Genomic DNA, 17266 nt, shown 5'->3' with positions numbered 1-17266 from the left:
TGTTTAGACCGATGTCATATGAAGGACTTCGGTAGAGCTTGGGGGGGTTCAGTGGCGCGTGGTGGTGACCGGGCACTCCCGGTGACGCGAGGCCAGCTCGATATCTGGCTGGCACAGCAGACCGGCCACTTCGATGCGGCGTGGCAGCTGGGCGTGCTGGTCCGTATCGACGGGGCGATCGACCCCGGTCTGTTGCATCAGGCCATGCGGCACGTGGTCAACGAGGCCGAAAGCCTGCGGGCCTCCTTCTTCGAGGCCGATGGCCAGGTCTTCCAGAAGGCCGTCGACTACGACGATGTCGATCTGGTCTTCTACGACCTGACCGAATCGCAGGATCCGGAGCGGGAAGTCCGAGAGACCGCATCATCGATCCAGCGGACGCCGATGCCGCTGACCGGCCCGAAGATCAAATTCGCTTTATTCCGTACGGGTCCCGACCAGTACTACTGGTTCTCGGTGTGCCATCACATCGCCATCGACGGCATGGGCATCGCGCTGATCGGCCGACGGATCGCCGCCGTCTACTCCGCGCTGGCCGCCGGCAAACCGGCTCCACCCGCCTTCTTCGGCTCGTTGCACGACCTCGTGAGCGGCGAGCTGGACTACGAGGCGTCCGCCAAATTCCGTGAAGATCAGGACTATTGGGCCGCACACCGCCCCGCGGGCAACGGGGCCGTTTATCCGGCGCCCCCGGTCGATGACGGGCGTGACCCGTATTCACCCTCTCCGCCAGTGCAATTGGATCAGTCCGTGGTCGGCAGGGTCAAAGAGTTGTCCAAAACGCTGGGCATCCGTCGATCGTCGGTACTCACCGCGGCCTGCGCGCTTCTGGTGCGCGGCTGGTGCGCCGACGGTTCCGACGAAGTCGTGCTCGACTTTCCGGTCAGCCGGCGAGTGGACCCGGAATCGAAGACGCATCCCGGCATGCTCGCCGGCGTGGTGCCCCTGGTGCTCAAGGCGTCGCCGGCCACCACGTTCGCCGACTTTTGCCGGCACGTTGACCAGCGGTCTCGAGAGGCGTTGCGGCATCAGCAATTCCCGACACGCACTCTGGACGGCGAAGGCGACTTCAACGGCCCGAGGCAGGCCCCCAACCGGGTGGTCGTCAACTTCGTCCCGGCCCGCCTCACTCTCAGCCTCAACGGCGTCCCGGCGACCGCGACCTACACCAGCTTCGGGCCGGTAGGTCACTTCGGCCTGTTCTTCCTCGGATTCGGCGACCAGCAGTTCCTGAGCACGGTCGGTATCGGGCAACCGTTCTCGAATTTCGACGTCGCGGATCTGACCGAGCGGCTGCAGCGTGTGCTGGCGACCATGGTCGCCGATCCGGACCGGCGCCTGTCGGCGTTGGATGTGCTCCGGGCCGCGGAGCGCGCCCGCCTGGAAGAGCTTGGTAACAACGGGGTTTTGAGCCGGCCACCAACCGCGCCGGGATCGGTGCCGGAGCTGTTCGCCGTCCAGGTAACCCGGGCGCCCGAGGCCGTGGCGGTGGTGTGCGAGGGCCGGCCGGTGACCTACCGGGAACTCGACGAGGCGTCCAACCGGCTGGCGCATTTGTTGACCGGCCTGGGCGCGGGCCCGGGGCAGACTGTGGCGCTGATGTTTTCGCGCTCTCCCGAGGCCGTCGCGTCGATCCTGGCGGTGCTCAAAACCGGGGCGGCCTATCTGCCGATCGATCCTTCGTCGCCCGAGTCGCGGATCGGGTTCATGCTCGGCGACGCCAAACCGGTTGCCGCGCTGAGCACCGTCGATCTGGCCGACCGCCTCGACGGTCACGACGTGACGGTCATCGACGTCAACGATTCCCGCATCGACGCCCAGCGCGTCGAGGCGTTGCCGGCGCCCGGGCCGGACCATGTCGCCTACCTGATCTACACCTCGGGCACCACCGGTGTTCCCAAAGGCGTTGCGGTGACTCATCGCAACGTGACACAGCTGCTGGGTTCCCTGGACGCCGGCCTGCCGCCGTCGGGGGTGTGGTCGCAGTGCCACTCGTATGCCTTCGACGTCTCGGTGTGGGAGATCTTCGGCGCGCTGCTGCGCGGCGGGCGGCTGGTCGTGGTCCCCGAAGACGTCGCGCGTTCGCCCGAAGAGTTGCACGGCGTGCTGGCCGACGAGGACGTCAGCGTGTTGACCCAGACCCCGTCGGCCGTGGCGATGCTCTCGCCGGAGGGGCTTTCGGCGGCGTCGCTGGTGGTGGTGGGGGAGGCCTGCCCGCCCGAGGTGGTGGACCGCTGGGCGCCGGGGCGGGTGATGGTCAACGCCTACGGCCCGACCGAGACGACGATGTGCGTGGCGATCAGCGCCCCCCTGACGAAGGGATCCGGGACCCCGCCGATCGGTTCCCCGGTGCCCGGGGCGGCGTTGTTCGTCCTCGACGGCTGGCTGCGCCCGGTGCCGCCCGGCGTCGTCGGTGAGTTGTATGTCGCGGGCGACGGGGTGACCGGAGGATATGTCGGCCGGACCGGGCTGACGGCGTCACGGTTCGTGGCGTGCCCCTTCGGTGAGGCGGGTGCGCGCATGTACCGCACCGGCGACCTGGCGTGCTGGGGCGTCTCGGGATCCGGTGCAGGCCAACTGCAGTACTTCGGCCGCGCCGACGAACAGGTCAAGATCCGCGGATATCGCATCGAGCTCGGCGAAATCCAGGCCGCTCTCGCCGCGCTCGACGGCGTCGACCAGGCCGTGGTGATCGCCCGCGAGGACCGCCCGGGCGACAAACGCCTGGTCGGTTACGTCACCGGGATCGCCGACCCGGCCGAGGCGCGCACCGCGCTGGCCGAACGGCTCCCCGGCTACATGGTGCCCGCGGCCGTGGTCGTGCTCGACGCGCTCCCGCTGACGCCCAACGGCAAACTCGACACCCGCGCGCTGCCGATGCCCGCATACACGACGGGCGAGTACCGCGCCCCGGCCACCGCGGTCGAGGAGATCCTGGCCGGCATCTACGCCGAGGTGCTCGGGGTGCAGCGCGTCGGCGTCGACGAGTCCTTCTTCGAGCTGGGCGGCGACAGCATCTTGTCGCTGCAGGTGGTGGCGCGGGCGCGCGCGGCGGGCCTGACGTGCCGACCCCGAGACGTGTTCGTCGAACAGACCGTGGCCCGGCTGGCCCGGGTGGCCGGGGTGAGCGACGGGGCGGCGGAGGTGATCGACGAGGGCGTCGGGCCGGTGCTGGCCACCCCGATCATGCGGTGGCTGCAGGGCGCGGAGAAGGCCGGCCCGGTCGACGAGTTCAACCAGACCGTGATGGTGCAGGCCCCCGCGGGGGTGACCGCGGCCGACGTCTCAATCGTGTTGCAGGCCTTGGTGGATCGGCACGCCATGCTGCGGCTGCGCGTCGATCGCGACGACGCCGGCGGCTGGGCGTTCCACATCCCGGAACCGGGGGCCGTGTGGGCCGAGGACTGCCTGCGGTCGGTCGACGCGGTGTCCGATGAGGCGTTGCTGCAGGCCCGTTCGCGGTTGAACCCGTCCACCGGCGCGATGCTCAGCGCGTTGTGGGTCGAGGCCACCGGCCAGTTGACGGTCATCATCCACCACCTGGCCGTCGACGCGGTGTCGTGGTGGATCCTGTTGGAAGACCTCAACATTGCGTGGGCGCTGCACCGCGCCGGCCAGCCGGTGGAGCTGCCGCCGGCCGGGACGTCGTTCGCCCGCTGGGCCACACTGCTGAACGAGCACGCGCGCCACCCCGACGTGGTCAGCCAGCTCAACGCCTGGAAGAAGGTGACGGAGACGCCCGCCGCGCTGCCCGCGGCCCGCCCCGACGTGGACACGTACGCCAGCGCCGGGCGTTTGTCGGTCGAGTTGGACGCCGAGACGACCGGGATGCTGCTCGGCGAGGTGCCGACCGCTTTCCACGCCGGGATCCAGGACATCCTGTTGATCGCCTTCGGGCTGGCGTGGGCGGAATTCCTGGGTGACACCGGCGCCCCGATCGGCATCGACGTCGAGGCTCACGGGCGCCACGAGGAACTCGGCGCCGACACCGATCTGTCCCGCACCGTCGGGTGGTTCACCACCAAGTACCCGGTGTCTCTGGAAGTGGCGGGGCCGGTGGCCGGGTTGCGCTGGGCGCAGGTGGTTTCCGGCGACACGGCGCTGGGCCCGGTCATCAAACACGCCAAGGAGCGGCTGCGCGCGCTGCCGGAGCCGCTGACCTACGGGCTGCTGCGGTACCTCAACACCGACGTCGACCTCGCCGGGCCCGACCCGTCGATCGCGTTCAACTACCTGGGACGCCAAGGCGCAGCGCCCGATTCGGTGGGCGAGGGCTGGCGCATCAGCCAGGACGGCCTGTCGTTGATCGGCGCCGCCGCCGCGGTGCCCATGCCGCTGATGCACACCGTCGAGCTCAACGCCGGCACCATCGACACCGGAGCCGGCCCGCACCTGCACGCCGAATGGACTTGGGCGCCATCGGTTCTCGACGCCACCCAGATCACCCGGTTGAGCCGGCTGTGGTTCGAGGCGCTGTCCGGAGTCTGCGCGCACGTCCGCTCCGGTGGCGGCGGGCTGACCCCGTCGGACATCGCCCCGGCCCGGCTGAGCCAGCAGCAGATCGACGAGCTGGAGCGCCAGCACCACATCGCCGACATCTTGCCGTTGACCCCGCTGCAGCAGGGGCTGCTGTTCCACTCCAGCACCGCGCGGGGCGGCGACGACATGTATGCGGTCCAACTGGATTTCACCCTCACCGGACCGCTCGACGCCGATCGCCTGCGCGACGCGGTGCACGCCGTCGTCAACCGGCACCCCCACCTGGCGGCCCTGTTCTGCGAACAGTTCGACGAGCCGGTGCAGGTCATCCCGGCCGATCCCGTGATCGAGTGGCGGTACCTCGAACTCGACGGCGCCGGCGACACAGACGAGCGGATCGAGCAGCTGTGCGCCGCCGAACGGGCCGCGGTGTGCGACCTCGCCGGGCAGCCGGCGTTCCGGGCCGCGCTGATCCGCGCCGCGGACCGCCGCTTCCGGTTCGTGCTGACCAATCACCACATCCTGCTTGACGGCTGGTCGCTGCCCATCCTGCTGCGCGAAATCTTCGCCGGCTACTACGGGCACCGCCTGCCGGCGGCCGGCTCCTACCGCGCCTTCCTCACCTGGCTGGCCGATCGGGACCTCGACGCCTCCCGCGCGGCGTGGGGAGAGTTGTTGTCCGGCTTCGAAACTCCCACCCTGGTCGCGCCCGAGGACCGGTTGGGTCAGGGCCGCCGCGGCTTCGAGAAGTCACGCGTGCCCGCACAGACCACCCGGGCCCTCGCCGAGTTGGCGCGCTCGCACCACACCACGCTGAGCACCGTGCTGCAGGCCGCGTGGGCGTTGGTGCTGACCTCGCTGACCGGTCAGCACGACGTCGTCTTCGGCACCCCGCGATCGCGGGTCGGCCAGCTGGAGGTCGACGACGCGGAGTCGATGGTCGGGCTGCTGATCAACACCGTGCCGGTGCGCGCGAACATCACCGCGACGACCACCACCGCGGATCTGCTGGCGCAGCTGCAGAACAGCCACAACGACGCGCTCGAGCACCAGCACCTGGCGCTCAGCGAGATCCACCGTGTCACCGGTCACGACCAACTCTTCGACACGCTGTTCGTCTACGAGAACTACCCGATGGACAGCGGGATGACGCTGGGTGATGACGGGCTCGCCATCGCAGAGTTCACCAACCGCGAGTACAACCATTACCCGCTGACGGTGGAAGCCCTGCCCGGCCGCGAGCTCGGCCTGCACATCGAATTCGACGCCGACGTGTTCGACGCGGCCGGCATCGCGTCGCTCGTCGAGCGCCTGCAGCGGGCGCTGGTCGCGATGACCGCCGACCCCACCCGGCGGCTGTCGTCGGTCGACCTGCTGGACGGCGACGAGCGTGAACTGGTGCTGTCGACGATGTCCGGCGCCGGTGTCGGCGCGCCGGTGGGGGTGGCGCCACAGCTGCTGGCCGCGGCGGTGGCGGCGGCCCCCGACGCGCCCGCGGTGGTCGACGGCGCGCGGGAGCTCTCGTATCGCGAACTCGACGAGTGGTCAACGCGGTTGGCGCGCATGCTGATCGACGCCGGCGTGGGCCCGGAGCGCGCCGTCGGTGTGGCGATCGACCGCTGCGCGGAGCTGGTGGTCGCCTGGTGGGCCGTCGTCAAGGCCGGCGGCATCTACGCGCCGGTGGATCTGGACCATCCGGTCGAGCGGATCGCTTCGGTGCTCGACGCCGTCGACGCGGTGTGCGTGTTGACGTGCGGCACCGACGACGTCGCCGGCGCCGGGACGCGCCCGATCGTGCGTCTCGACGGCCTCGACCTGTCCGGTCGCTCGGCGCAGGAGATCACCGACGCCGACCGGGTCTCGCCGCTGCGCGCCGGCGACACCGCATACCTGATTTTCACGTCGGGTTCGACCGGCGTCCCCAAGGGCGTCGCCGTCGGGCACAGCGGCCTGCTGGGCTGGGCCGCCGCCCAACGCGAGCGGTTCGGCCTGGGTTCGGACGCGCGGGTGCTGATGGTCGCCTCGCCGACCTTCGACGCCTCGGTCGGAGAACTGTTGCTGGCCGCGGGATCCGGCGCTGCGCTGGTGGTGGCGCCGCCGCAGGTATATGCGGGTGAGGCGCTGACCGCGCTGCTGGACCACCAGCGGGTCAGCGCGGCCATCCTGACGCCCACCGTCATCTCGACGCTGGACCGCGCCCGGCTTTCTCGCCTGGACACGCTGGTCGCCGTCGGGGAGGCCTGCCTGCCCGAGCTGGTGGACGCCTGGGCGCCGGGCCGCCAGATGTTCAACGGCTACGGCCCGAGCGAGACCACCATCTGGGTCACCTGTGCGCGGCTGTCGGCGGGCGAGCCGGTGCGCATCGGCGCCCCCATTTCCGGCGTGTGCGCGCGTGTGCTCGACGCGTGGCTGAACCCCGTCCCGGTCGGCGTGGTGGGCGAGCTGTACCTGAGTGGGCCGGCCCTGGGGCACGGCTATCTGGGCCGGGTGGAGTTGACCGCGGAACGGTTCGTCGCGAACCCCTTTGGGGGTGTGGGGGAGCGCATGTATCGCACCGGCGACCTGGTGCGCTGGATGCCCGACGGGACCCTGGACTATCTGGGCCGCGCCGACAGCCAGATCAAACTGCGCGGACAGCGCATCGAATTGGGCGAAATCGAGAACACCCTGCTGGCCTGCCCCCAAGTGACCCAGGCCGCCGTCACCGTTGCGGACACCGCAACCGGCTCGCAGCTGGTCGCCTACGTGACGCTCGATCACACCGCCACCACCGACCGGGACGCCCAGCAGGACGCCGACGATGTCCAGGAGTGGCAGCACCTCTACGACGACCTGTATGGCGCCGACCTCGCGGCCAACTTCGGCGAGGATTTCCGCGGCTGGAACAGCAGCTACACCGGCGATCCGATTCCGCTCGAAGAGATGGCCGAATGGCGTTCCGCCACAGTCGATCGCATCATGTCCCTGCAGCCGCGCCGGGTCCTCGAGATCGGCGCGGGCTCGGGATTGCTGCTCTCCCAGATCGCCCGGCGCTGCGATCGCTATGTCGCCACCGACTTCTCGGCCGTCGCGATCGACAACCTGGCCCGGTCGATGGAGCAGCTGCGGCTGCCGTGGCGCGACCGCGTCGAGCTGCGCACCCAGCCCGCGCACGTCACCGACGGCCTGCCGCGCGGCCACTTCGACACCATCATTCTCAACTCGGTCGTCCAGTACTTCCCGAACGCGGGATACCTGGCCCAGGTCATCGACAAGGCCATGGCGCTGTTGGCCCCCGGCGGTGCGATCTTCATCGGTGACATCCGTAACCACACCCTGCAGGGGGCGTTCCAGACCGCGATCGCGCTGGCGCGCGGCGACGCCACCGACGCGGCCGAAATCCGCCAGCGCGTGCGCCACGCCATGCTCGGCGAGACCGAATTGCTCTTGGCGCCGGAGTTTTTCACCTCCTGGGCCGACTCCCGGCCGGAGGCCGTCGGGATCGACATCCGCGTCAAACGGGGAATGGCCGACAACGAACTGAACCAGCACCGCTACGACGTCGCCATCCACAAGGCACCCGCGGCGGTGCGTTCGGTGGCCGACGAACCCGCCCTGACGTGGGCGCAGTGCGACGGCCTGCGCGGGCTGCGCGACACCCTGACATCGCGGCGTCCCGCCGCCGTCCGCATCACCGACATCCCGCGAGCCGGACTGATCACCGACGTCGCCGTCGAGGCAGCGCTGGCCGAGGGGCTGCCCCTGACGGACGCGCTGTCGGACGCGGCGGCCCGGGCCGGCGCGGGCCCCGACGCCACCGTCGCCGAAGAATTGCACCGCCTCGGCGAGAGCGCCGGATATTACGTCGCCGTCACCTGGGGCGCCCAAGCCGGAACTCTCAGCGCGGTTTTCATCGCCTCCGGCGACCAGGCCGTCCCGCCGCTGACCGATCTCTACCTGGCACCCGACGGGGCCCGCCGACGCACCAGCCATGCCAACGACCCCCGCACCAACACCAAGATCGGCGAGGTGCGCGAACGGTTGAGCGCCTGGCTGCCCGAGTACATGGTGCCGACACACATTGTGGCGCTTGAAGAATTCCCGATGACGTCCTCGGGCAAGCTCGACCGCAAGGCGCTGCCGGCCCCCGATTACCAGGACGCCGATCGTTACCGCGCCCCGTCCACCGCCGTCGAGGAGATCCTGGTCGGCATCTACGCCCAGGTGCTCGGCCTGGAACGGGTGGGTGTCGACGACTCCTTCTTCGACCTGGGTGGCGACTCGCTGTCGGCGATGCGCCTGATCGCCGCGGTCAACACCAGCCTGAACTCCGACCTCGGGGTGCGGGCCGTGTTCGAGGCCCCCACGGTCGCCGAGTTGGCCCTGCTCAGCAGGGGAGACGCCGACCGTCCGGAACCGCTGGTGGCCGGGGAGCGACCGGCGGCGATCCCACTGTCCTTCGCGCAGACCCGGCTGTGGTTCATCGACCAATTCCAGGGCCCCTCAGCGATCTACAACATCACCGTGGCGCTGCGGCTGCGCGGACACCTCGACGCCGATGCGCTGGCCGCGGCGCTGGCCGACGTCGTGGACCGCCACGAAAGCTTGCGCACGGTGTTCGCTTCGGCCGACGGAATTCCACAGCAGGTGGTGGTGCCCGCCGAGCGGATCGGGTTCGCCTGCGACGTCATCGACGCGCGCCGGTGGCCGGAAGACCGGCTGCGGGAGGCCATGGCGGCCGCCGCCCGGTACACCTTCGACCTGGAGAACGAAAGCCCCCTACACACCGAGCTTTTCACCGTGAGCGACGACGAGCACATGCTGGTGGTCGCCGTACACCACATCGCCGCCGACGGGTGGTCGATCACCCCCTTCGCCCGTGACCTCGGGATCGCCTACGCGAGCCGGTGCGCGGGGCGGGCGCCCGACTGGGCGCCGCTGGCGGTGCAGTACGTCGACTACACGCTCTGGCAGCGCGCGCATCTCGGTGACGTGGACGACGGCGACAGCCGCATCGCCGCCCAGCTGGACTACTGGGCAGACACCCTGGCCGGTCTCCCCGAACGCCTGCAACTGCCCACCGATCGGCCCTACCCGCAGGTCGCCGACCATCGCGGCGCCCGGCTGGCGGTGGACTGGCCGGCCGAGCTACAGCAACAGGTCCGCCGGGTAGCGCGCGAGCACAACGCCACCAGCTTCATGGTGATCCAGGCCGCCTTCGCCGCGCTGCTCGCCAAGATCAGCGCCAGTACCGATGTGGCCGTGGGCTTCCCGATCGCCGGGCGTCCCGAACCCGCCCTCGACGAACTCATCGGCTTCTTCGTCAACACCCTGGTGCTGCGGGTCGACCTAGGAGCTCTAGGCGGGGATCCGACTTTCGCCGAGCTGCTGGCCGAGGTGCGCCGGCGCAGCCTGGCCGCATTCGAACACCAAGACGTGCCATTCGAACTGCTCGTGGAGCGGCTCAACCCCACCCGCAGCATGGCCCATCACCCGCTCATTCAGGTGCTGCTGGGTTGGGAGAACTTCCCGGGAGAGGTCACCGCCCCCGCCGCGGGGCTGACGCTGGGTGATCTGCGAGTCACCCCAATGCCGTTGCACACCAACACCGCTCGCATGGATTTGACGTTCTCGCTGGCCGAGCGCTTCACCGAATCCGGCCAGCGCGCCGGGATCGCCGTGACGGCGGAATACCGCACCGACGTCTACAACGCGGACACCGTCGAGGCGATGATCGACCGGCTGCAGCGGCTGCTGGCCGCGGTCACCGCCGAGCCGGAGCGGCGCTTGTCGTCGGTGGATCTGCTGGACACCGCCGAGCACGCCCGGCTGGCGCGGTGGGGCAACCAGGCGGTGCTGGCCGAGCGCATGGAACCGGTAACGGTCGCGGGACTGTTCGCCGCGCAGGCGGCACGCACGCCGGACGCGGTGGCGCTGACGTTCGAGGACCGGTCCATGACGTACCGCGAGCTCGACGAGGCCGCCAACCGGTTGGCACACCTGCTGGTCGAACACGGCGCGGGCCCGGGGGAGTTTGTCGCGCTGCTGTTTTCGCGCTCTGCCGAGGCGATCGTGGCGATCTTGGCGGTGCTCAAGTCCGGGGCGGCGTATCTGCCGATCGACCCCGCGCTGCCGTCCGCGCGGGTGGAGTTCATGCTGACCGACGCCGCCCCAATGGCCGCGGTCACCACCTCCGACCTGGCCGACAGGTTCGACGGCTTCGACCTGACCGTCGTCGATGTGGCCGACCCCGCGGTGGCGGCCCAGCCGATTACCCCGCCGCCCGCGCCGGCGCCCACCGATCTGGCACACGTCATCTACACCTCCGGCACCACCGGTGTGCCCAAAGGCGTTGCGGTCACCCAACACAACGTCGCGCAGCTGTTCGATGACCTGCGGCTCGGTTTCGCCTTGTCGGCCGAGCAGGTGTGGACCCAATTCCATTCCTATGCGTTCGACTTCTCGGTGTGGGAGATCTGGGGCGCCCTGCTGCACGGCGGGCGCCTCGTCGTCGTACCGGGCGCCGTGGCCCGCTCGCCCGAGGAGTTCCACGCCCTGCTGGTGCGCGAGGGCGTCACGGTGTTGACCCAGACCCCGTCGGCGGTGGGGCTGCTGCCCACCGACGGCCTGGACTCCACGGCGTTGGTGATCGGCGCCGAGCCCTGCCCGCCGGAGCTGGTGGACCGCTGGGCGCCGGGTCGGGTCATGGTCAACGTGTACGGCCCCACCGAGACCACCATGTGGGCCTGCAAGAGCGCCCCGCTGCAGGCGGGGTCGGGATTCCCGCCGATCGGCTCACCGGTGACCCGGGCGGCGTTTTTCGTGCTCGACGAGTGGCTGCGCCCGGTGCCCGCCGGCGTGGTGGGGGAGCTGTATCTGGCCGGCGAAGGCGTCGGCGTCGGCTATTGGCGGCGCCCCGGCCTGACCGCGTCGCGGTTCATGGCCTGCCCCTTCGGCGAACCCGGCAGCCGCATGTACCGCACCGGCGACCTGGTCTGCTGGGGCCGCTCCGGATCCGGGGAGGGCCAACTGCGCTACCTGGGACGCGCCGACGAACAGGTCAAGGTCCGCGGCTACCGCATCGAACTCGGTGAGATCCAGGCCGCGCTGTCCGCGCTCGACGGGGTCGAGCAGGCGGTCGTCGTCGCCCGCGAGGACCGGCCCGGTGACAAACGCCTCGTGGGGTACGTCACCGGGTCCGCGGAGCCCGCCCGGGCGCGCGCCGCCCTGGCCGAGCGTCTGCCCGCGTACATGGTCCCCGCGGCGGTGGTGGTGCTGGATTCGCTGCCGGTGACGGTGAACGGCAAACTCGACGCCCGCGCCCTGCCCGCACCCGAATATCGCAACGCCGATCACTACCGCGCCCCGAGCACCGCCGTCGAGGAGATCCTGGCCGGCATCTTCGCCGAGGTCCTCGGCGTCGATCGGGTCGGGGTCGACGACTCGTTCTTCGATCTCGGCGGCGACTCGCTGTCCACCATGCGCCTGATCACGGCGATCAACTCCGCGCTGGAAACCGATCTCGCGGTGCGCGTCGTCTTCGAGGCGCCCACGGTCGCCCAGCTGGCGCCCCGCATCGCGGAGAGCTCGGGCGGGCTCGAACCGCTGGAGGCGGGGGAGCGGCCGGCGGCGGTCCCGCTGTCGTTCGCGCAGAACCGGTTGTGGTTCATCGACCAATTCCAGGGTCCCTCACCGCATTACAACATGGCGGCGGCCTTGCGCCTGCGCGGGCGGCTCGACGCGCGCGCGCTCGGCGCCGCGCTGGCCGACGTGGTGAGTCGCCACGAGAGCCTGCGCACCCTGTTCCCGTCGCACGAAGGCACCCCCCGGCAGGTGGTCGTGCCCGCCGAGCGCGCCGAATTCGGCTGGGACGTCGTCGATGCCACCGCATGGCCGGCGGGCCAGGTCGACGACGCCGTCAAGGCGGCGGCACGCCACACCTTTGACCTGGCGGCCGAGATCCCGATCCGGGCGCGACTTTTCACGGTCACCGACGATGAGCACCTGCTGGTGATCGTCGTGCACCACATCGCCGCGGACGGCTTGTCGCTGACCCCGTTGGGTGCCGATCTGAGCGTGGCCTACACCAGCCGCTGCGCCGGGCGTCCCCCCGGATGGGCCGACTTGTCGGTGCAGTACATCGATTACACGCTCTGGCAGCGCGCCCAATTCGGCGACCTCGACGACGGCGACAGCCGCATCGGCGCTCAACTGGCGTACTGGGAGCATGCCCTGGCCGGCATGCCCGAGCGGCTCGAGCTGCCCACCGATCGGCCGTACCCGCCGGTGGCCGATCAGCGCGGCGACAGCGTGGTGGTCGACTGGCCGGCGGAGCTGCAGCAGCAGGTGCGCCGGGTGGCCCGCGAGCACAACGCGACCAGCTTCATGGTGGTGCAGGCCGCGCTGGCCGTGCTCTTGTCGAAGGTGAGCGCGAGTTCCGATGTGGCAGTGGGCTTCCCGATCGCCGGCCGGCGCGACCCCGCGCTCGACCAACTGGTGGGCTTCTTCGTCAACACTCTGGTGCTGCGGATCGACCTGGCCGGCGACCCCAGCTTCACCGAACTGCTGGAACGGGTCCAGGCGCAGAGCCTGGCGGCCTTCGAACATCAGGACGTGCCGTTCGAGGTGCTGGTCGAGCGGGTCAACCCGACCCGAAGCCTGACGCATCACCCGCTGGTTCAGGTGATGCTGGCCTGGCAGAACTTCGCCGGCCACGAGGATCCCGCCGCCGGCCTGACGCTGGGGGACCTCGAGGTGACCTCAGTCCCGGTGGAGGACCAGTCGGCCCGCATGGACCTGGTGTTCTCCCTGGCCGAACGGTGGACCGAGCGCGGGGAGGCCGCCGGCATCGGCGGACGGGTGGAATTCCGCACCGACGTGTTCGACGCCACGACCATCGAGGCGTTGATCGGCCGCCTGCAGCGGGTCCTGACCGCGATGACCGCCGACCCCGCCCACCCGCTGTCGTCGGTGGATCTGCTCGACGAGGCCGAGCACGCCCGCCTGAATGAGCTTGGCAACCACGCGGTTTTGACCCGGCCGGCCGGCGACGCGCCGGCGTCGATTCCGGAGCTGTTCGCCGCGCAGGCCGCGCGGGCCCCGGAATCCGTGGCGCTGGTGTGCGGCGACCTGTCGGTGACCTACCGGGAACTCGACGAGGCGTCCAACCGGTTGGCGCACTGCCTGGCGTCCGCGGGCGCGGGCCCGGGACGGGTTGTGGCGCTGCTGTTTTCGCGGTCCGCCGAAGCCGTCGCGTCGATCCTGGCCGTGCTCAAAACGGGAGCGGCCTATCTGCCGATCGACCCGTCCTCGCCGGACGCGCGCATCGAATTCATGCTCGGCGACGCCACACCGGTCGCCGCGGTCACCACCGCCGATCTGGCCGAGCGGTTCGACGGTCGCGACGTGACCGTCATAGACGTCAACGATTCCCGCATCGACACCCTGCCCGAGACGGCCCTGCCGGCGCCGGGGCCGGACAACCTCGCCTACCTGATCTACACCTCGGGCACCACCGGTGTCCCCAAAGGCGTTGCGATCACTCACCGCAACGTCACCCAGCTGCTGGGATCACTGGATGCCGGGCTGCCGGCCGCGGGGGTCTGGTCGCAATGTCACTCGCTGGCGTTCGACGTCTCGGTGTGGGAGATCTTCGGCGCGCTGCTGCGCGGCGGGCGCCTGGTGGTCGTCCCCGAGGCTGTGGCGGCTTCCCCGCACGACCTGCACGACGTCCTGGTCGCCACCGGAGTCAGCGTGTTGACCCAGACCCCGTCGGCGGTGGCCATGCTCTCGCCGGAGGGGCTGGATTCGGTGTCGCTGGTGATGGCCGGCGAGGCCTGCCCGGCCGAGGTCGTCGACCAGTGGGCGCCCGGGCGGGTGATGGTCAACGCCTACGGCCCGACCGAGACCACGATGTGCGTGACGATCAGCGCGCCGCTGGCGGCCGGGATGGGACCGGTTCCCATCGGCGCCCCGGTCCCGGGGGCGGCGTTGTTCGTGCTCGACGACGCGTTGCGGCCGGTGCCGCCCGGCGTCGTCGGTGAGCTGTACGTCGCCGGATTCGGGGTGGCCGCAGGGTATATCGGCCGACCGGGCCTGACCGCGTCGCGGTTCGTCGCCTGCCCCTTCGGCGGGGACGGAACCCGCATGTATCGGACCGGCGACCTGGTCCGCTGGGACGACTCGGGATCCGGTGCGGGCCAACTGCAGTGCCTCGGCCGCGCCGACGAGCAGGTCAAGATCCGCGGCTATCGCATCGAGCTCGGCGAAATCCAGTCCGCCCTGGCCGGATTCGACGGTGTCGCGCAGGCCGTCGTCGTCGCGCGCGAAGACCGCCCCGGGGACAAGCGACTCGTCGGCTACATCTCCGGCAACGCCGACCCTGCCCGGCTGCGCGCCGCGCTGGCAGAACGACTGCCCGCCTACATGGTGCCCGCCGCGGTGGTGGCGCTCGACGCCATTCCGTTGACGCCCAACGGCAAACTCGACACGCGCTCCCTGCCCGCACCCGAATACACGGCCGGCCAGTACCGCGCCCCGACAACGCCCACCGAGGAAATCCTGGCCGGCGTCTACGCCGGGGTCCTCGGCGTCGAGCGGGTCGGGGTCGACGACTCCTTCTTCGATCTGGGCGGCGACAGCATCTCCGCGATGCGCCTGATCGCCGCGATCAACGCCAGCCTGGGCAGCGGCCTCGCCGTGCGGGCCGTGTTCGAGGCGCCCACCATCGCGCAGTTGGCGCCCCGGATCGGCGAGGGCGGCGGCGGGCTCGAGCCGTTGACGGCCGCCGAGCGTCCCGCGGTCGTGCCGCTGTCGTTCGCCCAGAACCGGCTGTGGTTCCTGGACCAATTGCAAGGACCCTCACCGGTATACAACATGGCGGCCGCGCTGCGGTTGGACGGGCCGCTCGACGCCGACGCCCTGGGCGCGGCGCTGGGCGACGTGGTGGCCCGCCATGAGAGCCTGCGGACCGTGTTCGTCGCACCCGATGGGCTGCCGCAGCAGGTGGTGATCCCCGCCGACAAGGCAGATTTCGGGTGGGAGGTCGTCGACGCCAGCGCCTGGTCGCCCGAACAGCTGGACGAGGCGATCGGTGCCACCGCCCGCTACACCTTCGACCTGTCGGCCCAAATCCCGTTGCGGGCAGGGCTTTTCCGCATCCGCGGCGACCGGCACGTGCTGGTGGCCGTGGTGCACCACATCGCCGCCGACGGCATGTCCCTCACGCCGCTCGTCCGTGATCTGGGGATGGCATATGCCGGCCGGTGCGACGGGCACGGGCCCGACTGGGCGCCGCTGTCAGTGCAATACGTCGACTACACCCTGTGGCAGCGTGCGCAATTCGGCGACCTCGACGACGGCAACAGCCGCATCGCCGCCCAACTCGCCTACTGGGAAGACGCCCTGGCCGGCATGCCGGAACGGTTGCAGCTGCCCACCGACCGGCCCTACCCGATGGTGGCCGACCAGCGCGGCGCCACGGTGGAGATCGACTGGCCCGCCGAGCTGCAACAGCGGGTGGCCGACGTGGCGCGTCAACACAATGCCACCAGCTTCATGGTGATCCAGACCGCCCTGGTGGCGTTGCTGTCGAAGATCAGCACGAGTTCCGATGTCGCGGTGGGATTTCCGATCGCCGGTCGGCCCGACCCCGCGCTCGACGAACTGGTCGGGTTCTTCGTCAACACGCTGGTGTTGCGGGTCGATGCGGCCGGTGATCCCACCTTCGCCGAGCTGCTGTCCCAGGTGCGTCACCGCAGCCTGGCCGCCTACGAGCACCAGGACGTGCCCTTCGAGGTGCTGGTGGAGCGGCTCAACCCCGCCCGCAGCCTGACCCATCACCCGCTGATCCAGGTGATGCTGGCCTGGCAGAACTTCGCCGGGCAGGAAAGCGGCCCCGCCGCCGGGCTGTCCCTCGGCGATGTCGACGTCACACCCATACCGGTCGACACTCACACCGCCCGAATGGATTTGACGTTCTCGATGGGTGAACGCTGGAGCGACGCGGGTGAGCCCGCCGGCATCGGCGGAACCGTGGAATTCCGCACCGACGTATTCGACGCGGACAGCATCGCCGCCCTCATCGGCCGGTTGCAGCGGGTGCTGCTCGCGATGACCGCCGACCCCGCACGGGCGTTGTCGTCGGTGGATCTGCTCGACGACGCCGAACACACCCGACTGGACGACGTCGGCAACCGCGCGGCGCTCACCGGACCGGCCACCGGGACCGACTCGATCCCGGCGCTGTTCGCCGCGCAGGCGGCCCGCACCCCGGACAGCGTCGCGGTGGTGTGCGACGGACACGCGATGACCTACCGCGAGCTCGACGAGGCGTCGAACCGGCTGGCGCACCTGCTGGCCGGCCGTGGGGCGGGCCCGGGACAGGCTGTGGCGCTGCTGTTTTCACGCTCCGCCGAGGCGATCGTCTCGATCCTGGCCGTGCTGAAGACCGGGGCTGCCTACCTGCCGATCGACCCGGCGCTACCGGCCGAGCGGATCGGGTTCATGCTCTCCGACGCCGCTCCGATCGCCACGCTCACCACCGCCGATCTGGTCGAGCGGCTCGACGGCCACGAGGCCGCGGTCATCGAGGTCAACGATCCCGCCGTCGACACCCAGCCCGCGACCGCACTGCCGGCGCCGGGGCCGGACAACCTCGCCTACCTGATCTACACCTCCGGCACCACCGGTGTCCCCAAAGGCGTTGCGGTCACCCACCGCAACGTGACCCAGCTGCTGGCATCCGAGGACTCGGGCCTGCCGACCGACGGCGTGTGGTCGCAATGGCATTCGCTGGCCTTCGACGTCT

Annotated in this window: 1 protein-coding gene (cut by a window edge); it reads left to right on the top strand. The window is 70.5% G+C overall.

Translation table 11 applies throughout. The features are described from left to right. The first annotated feature begins 18 nt into the window (after window positions 1-18). Window positions 19-17266 carry the 5' portion of a non-ribosomal peptide synthase/polyketide synthase gene (locus tag AC0KTM_RS11795; protein WP_472415574.1) on the top strand. The gene runs 14057 nt beyond the window's last position, so the window shows 17248 of its 31305 coding nt (coding positions 1-17248); it begins with the start codon at window positions 19-21; its stop codon lies beyond the right edge, outside the window.

The sequence above is a fragment of the Mycobacterium sp. NTMscope_Eco_3 genome (assembly GCF_976985685.1).
Note: the sequence above shows the minus strand (reverse complement) of the source record. Positions and strands in the feature narration are given on the sequence as shown.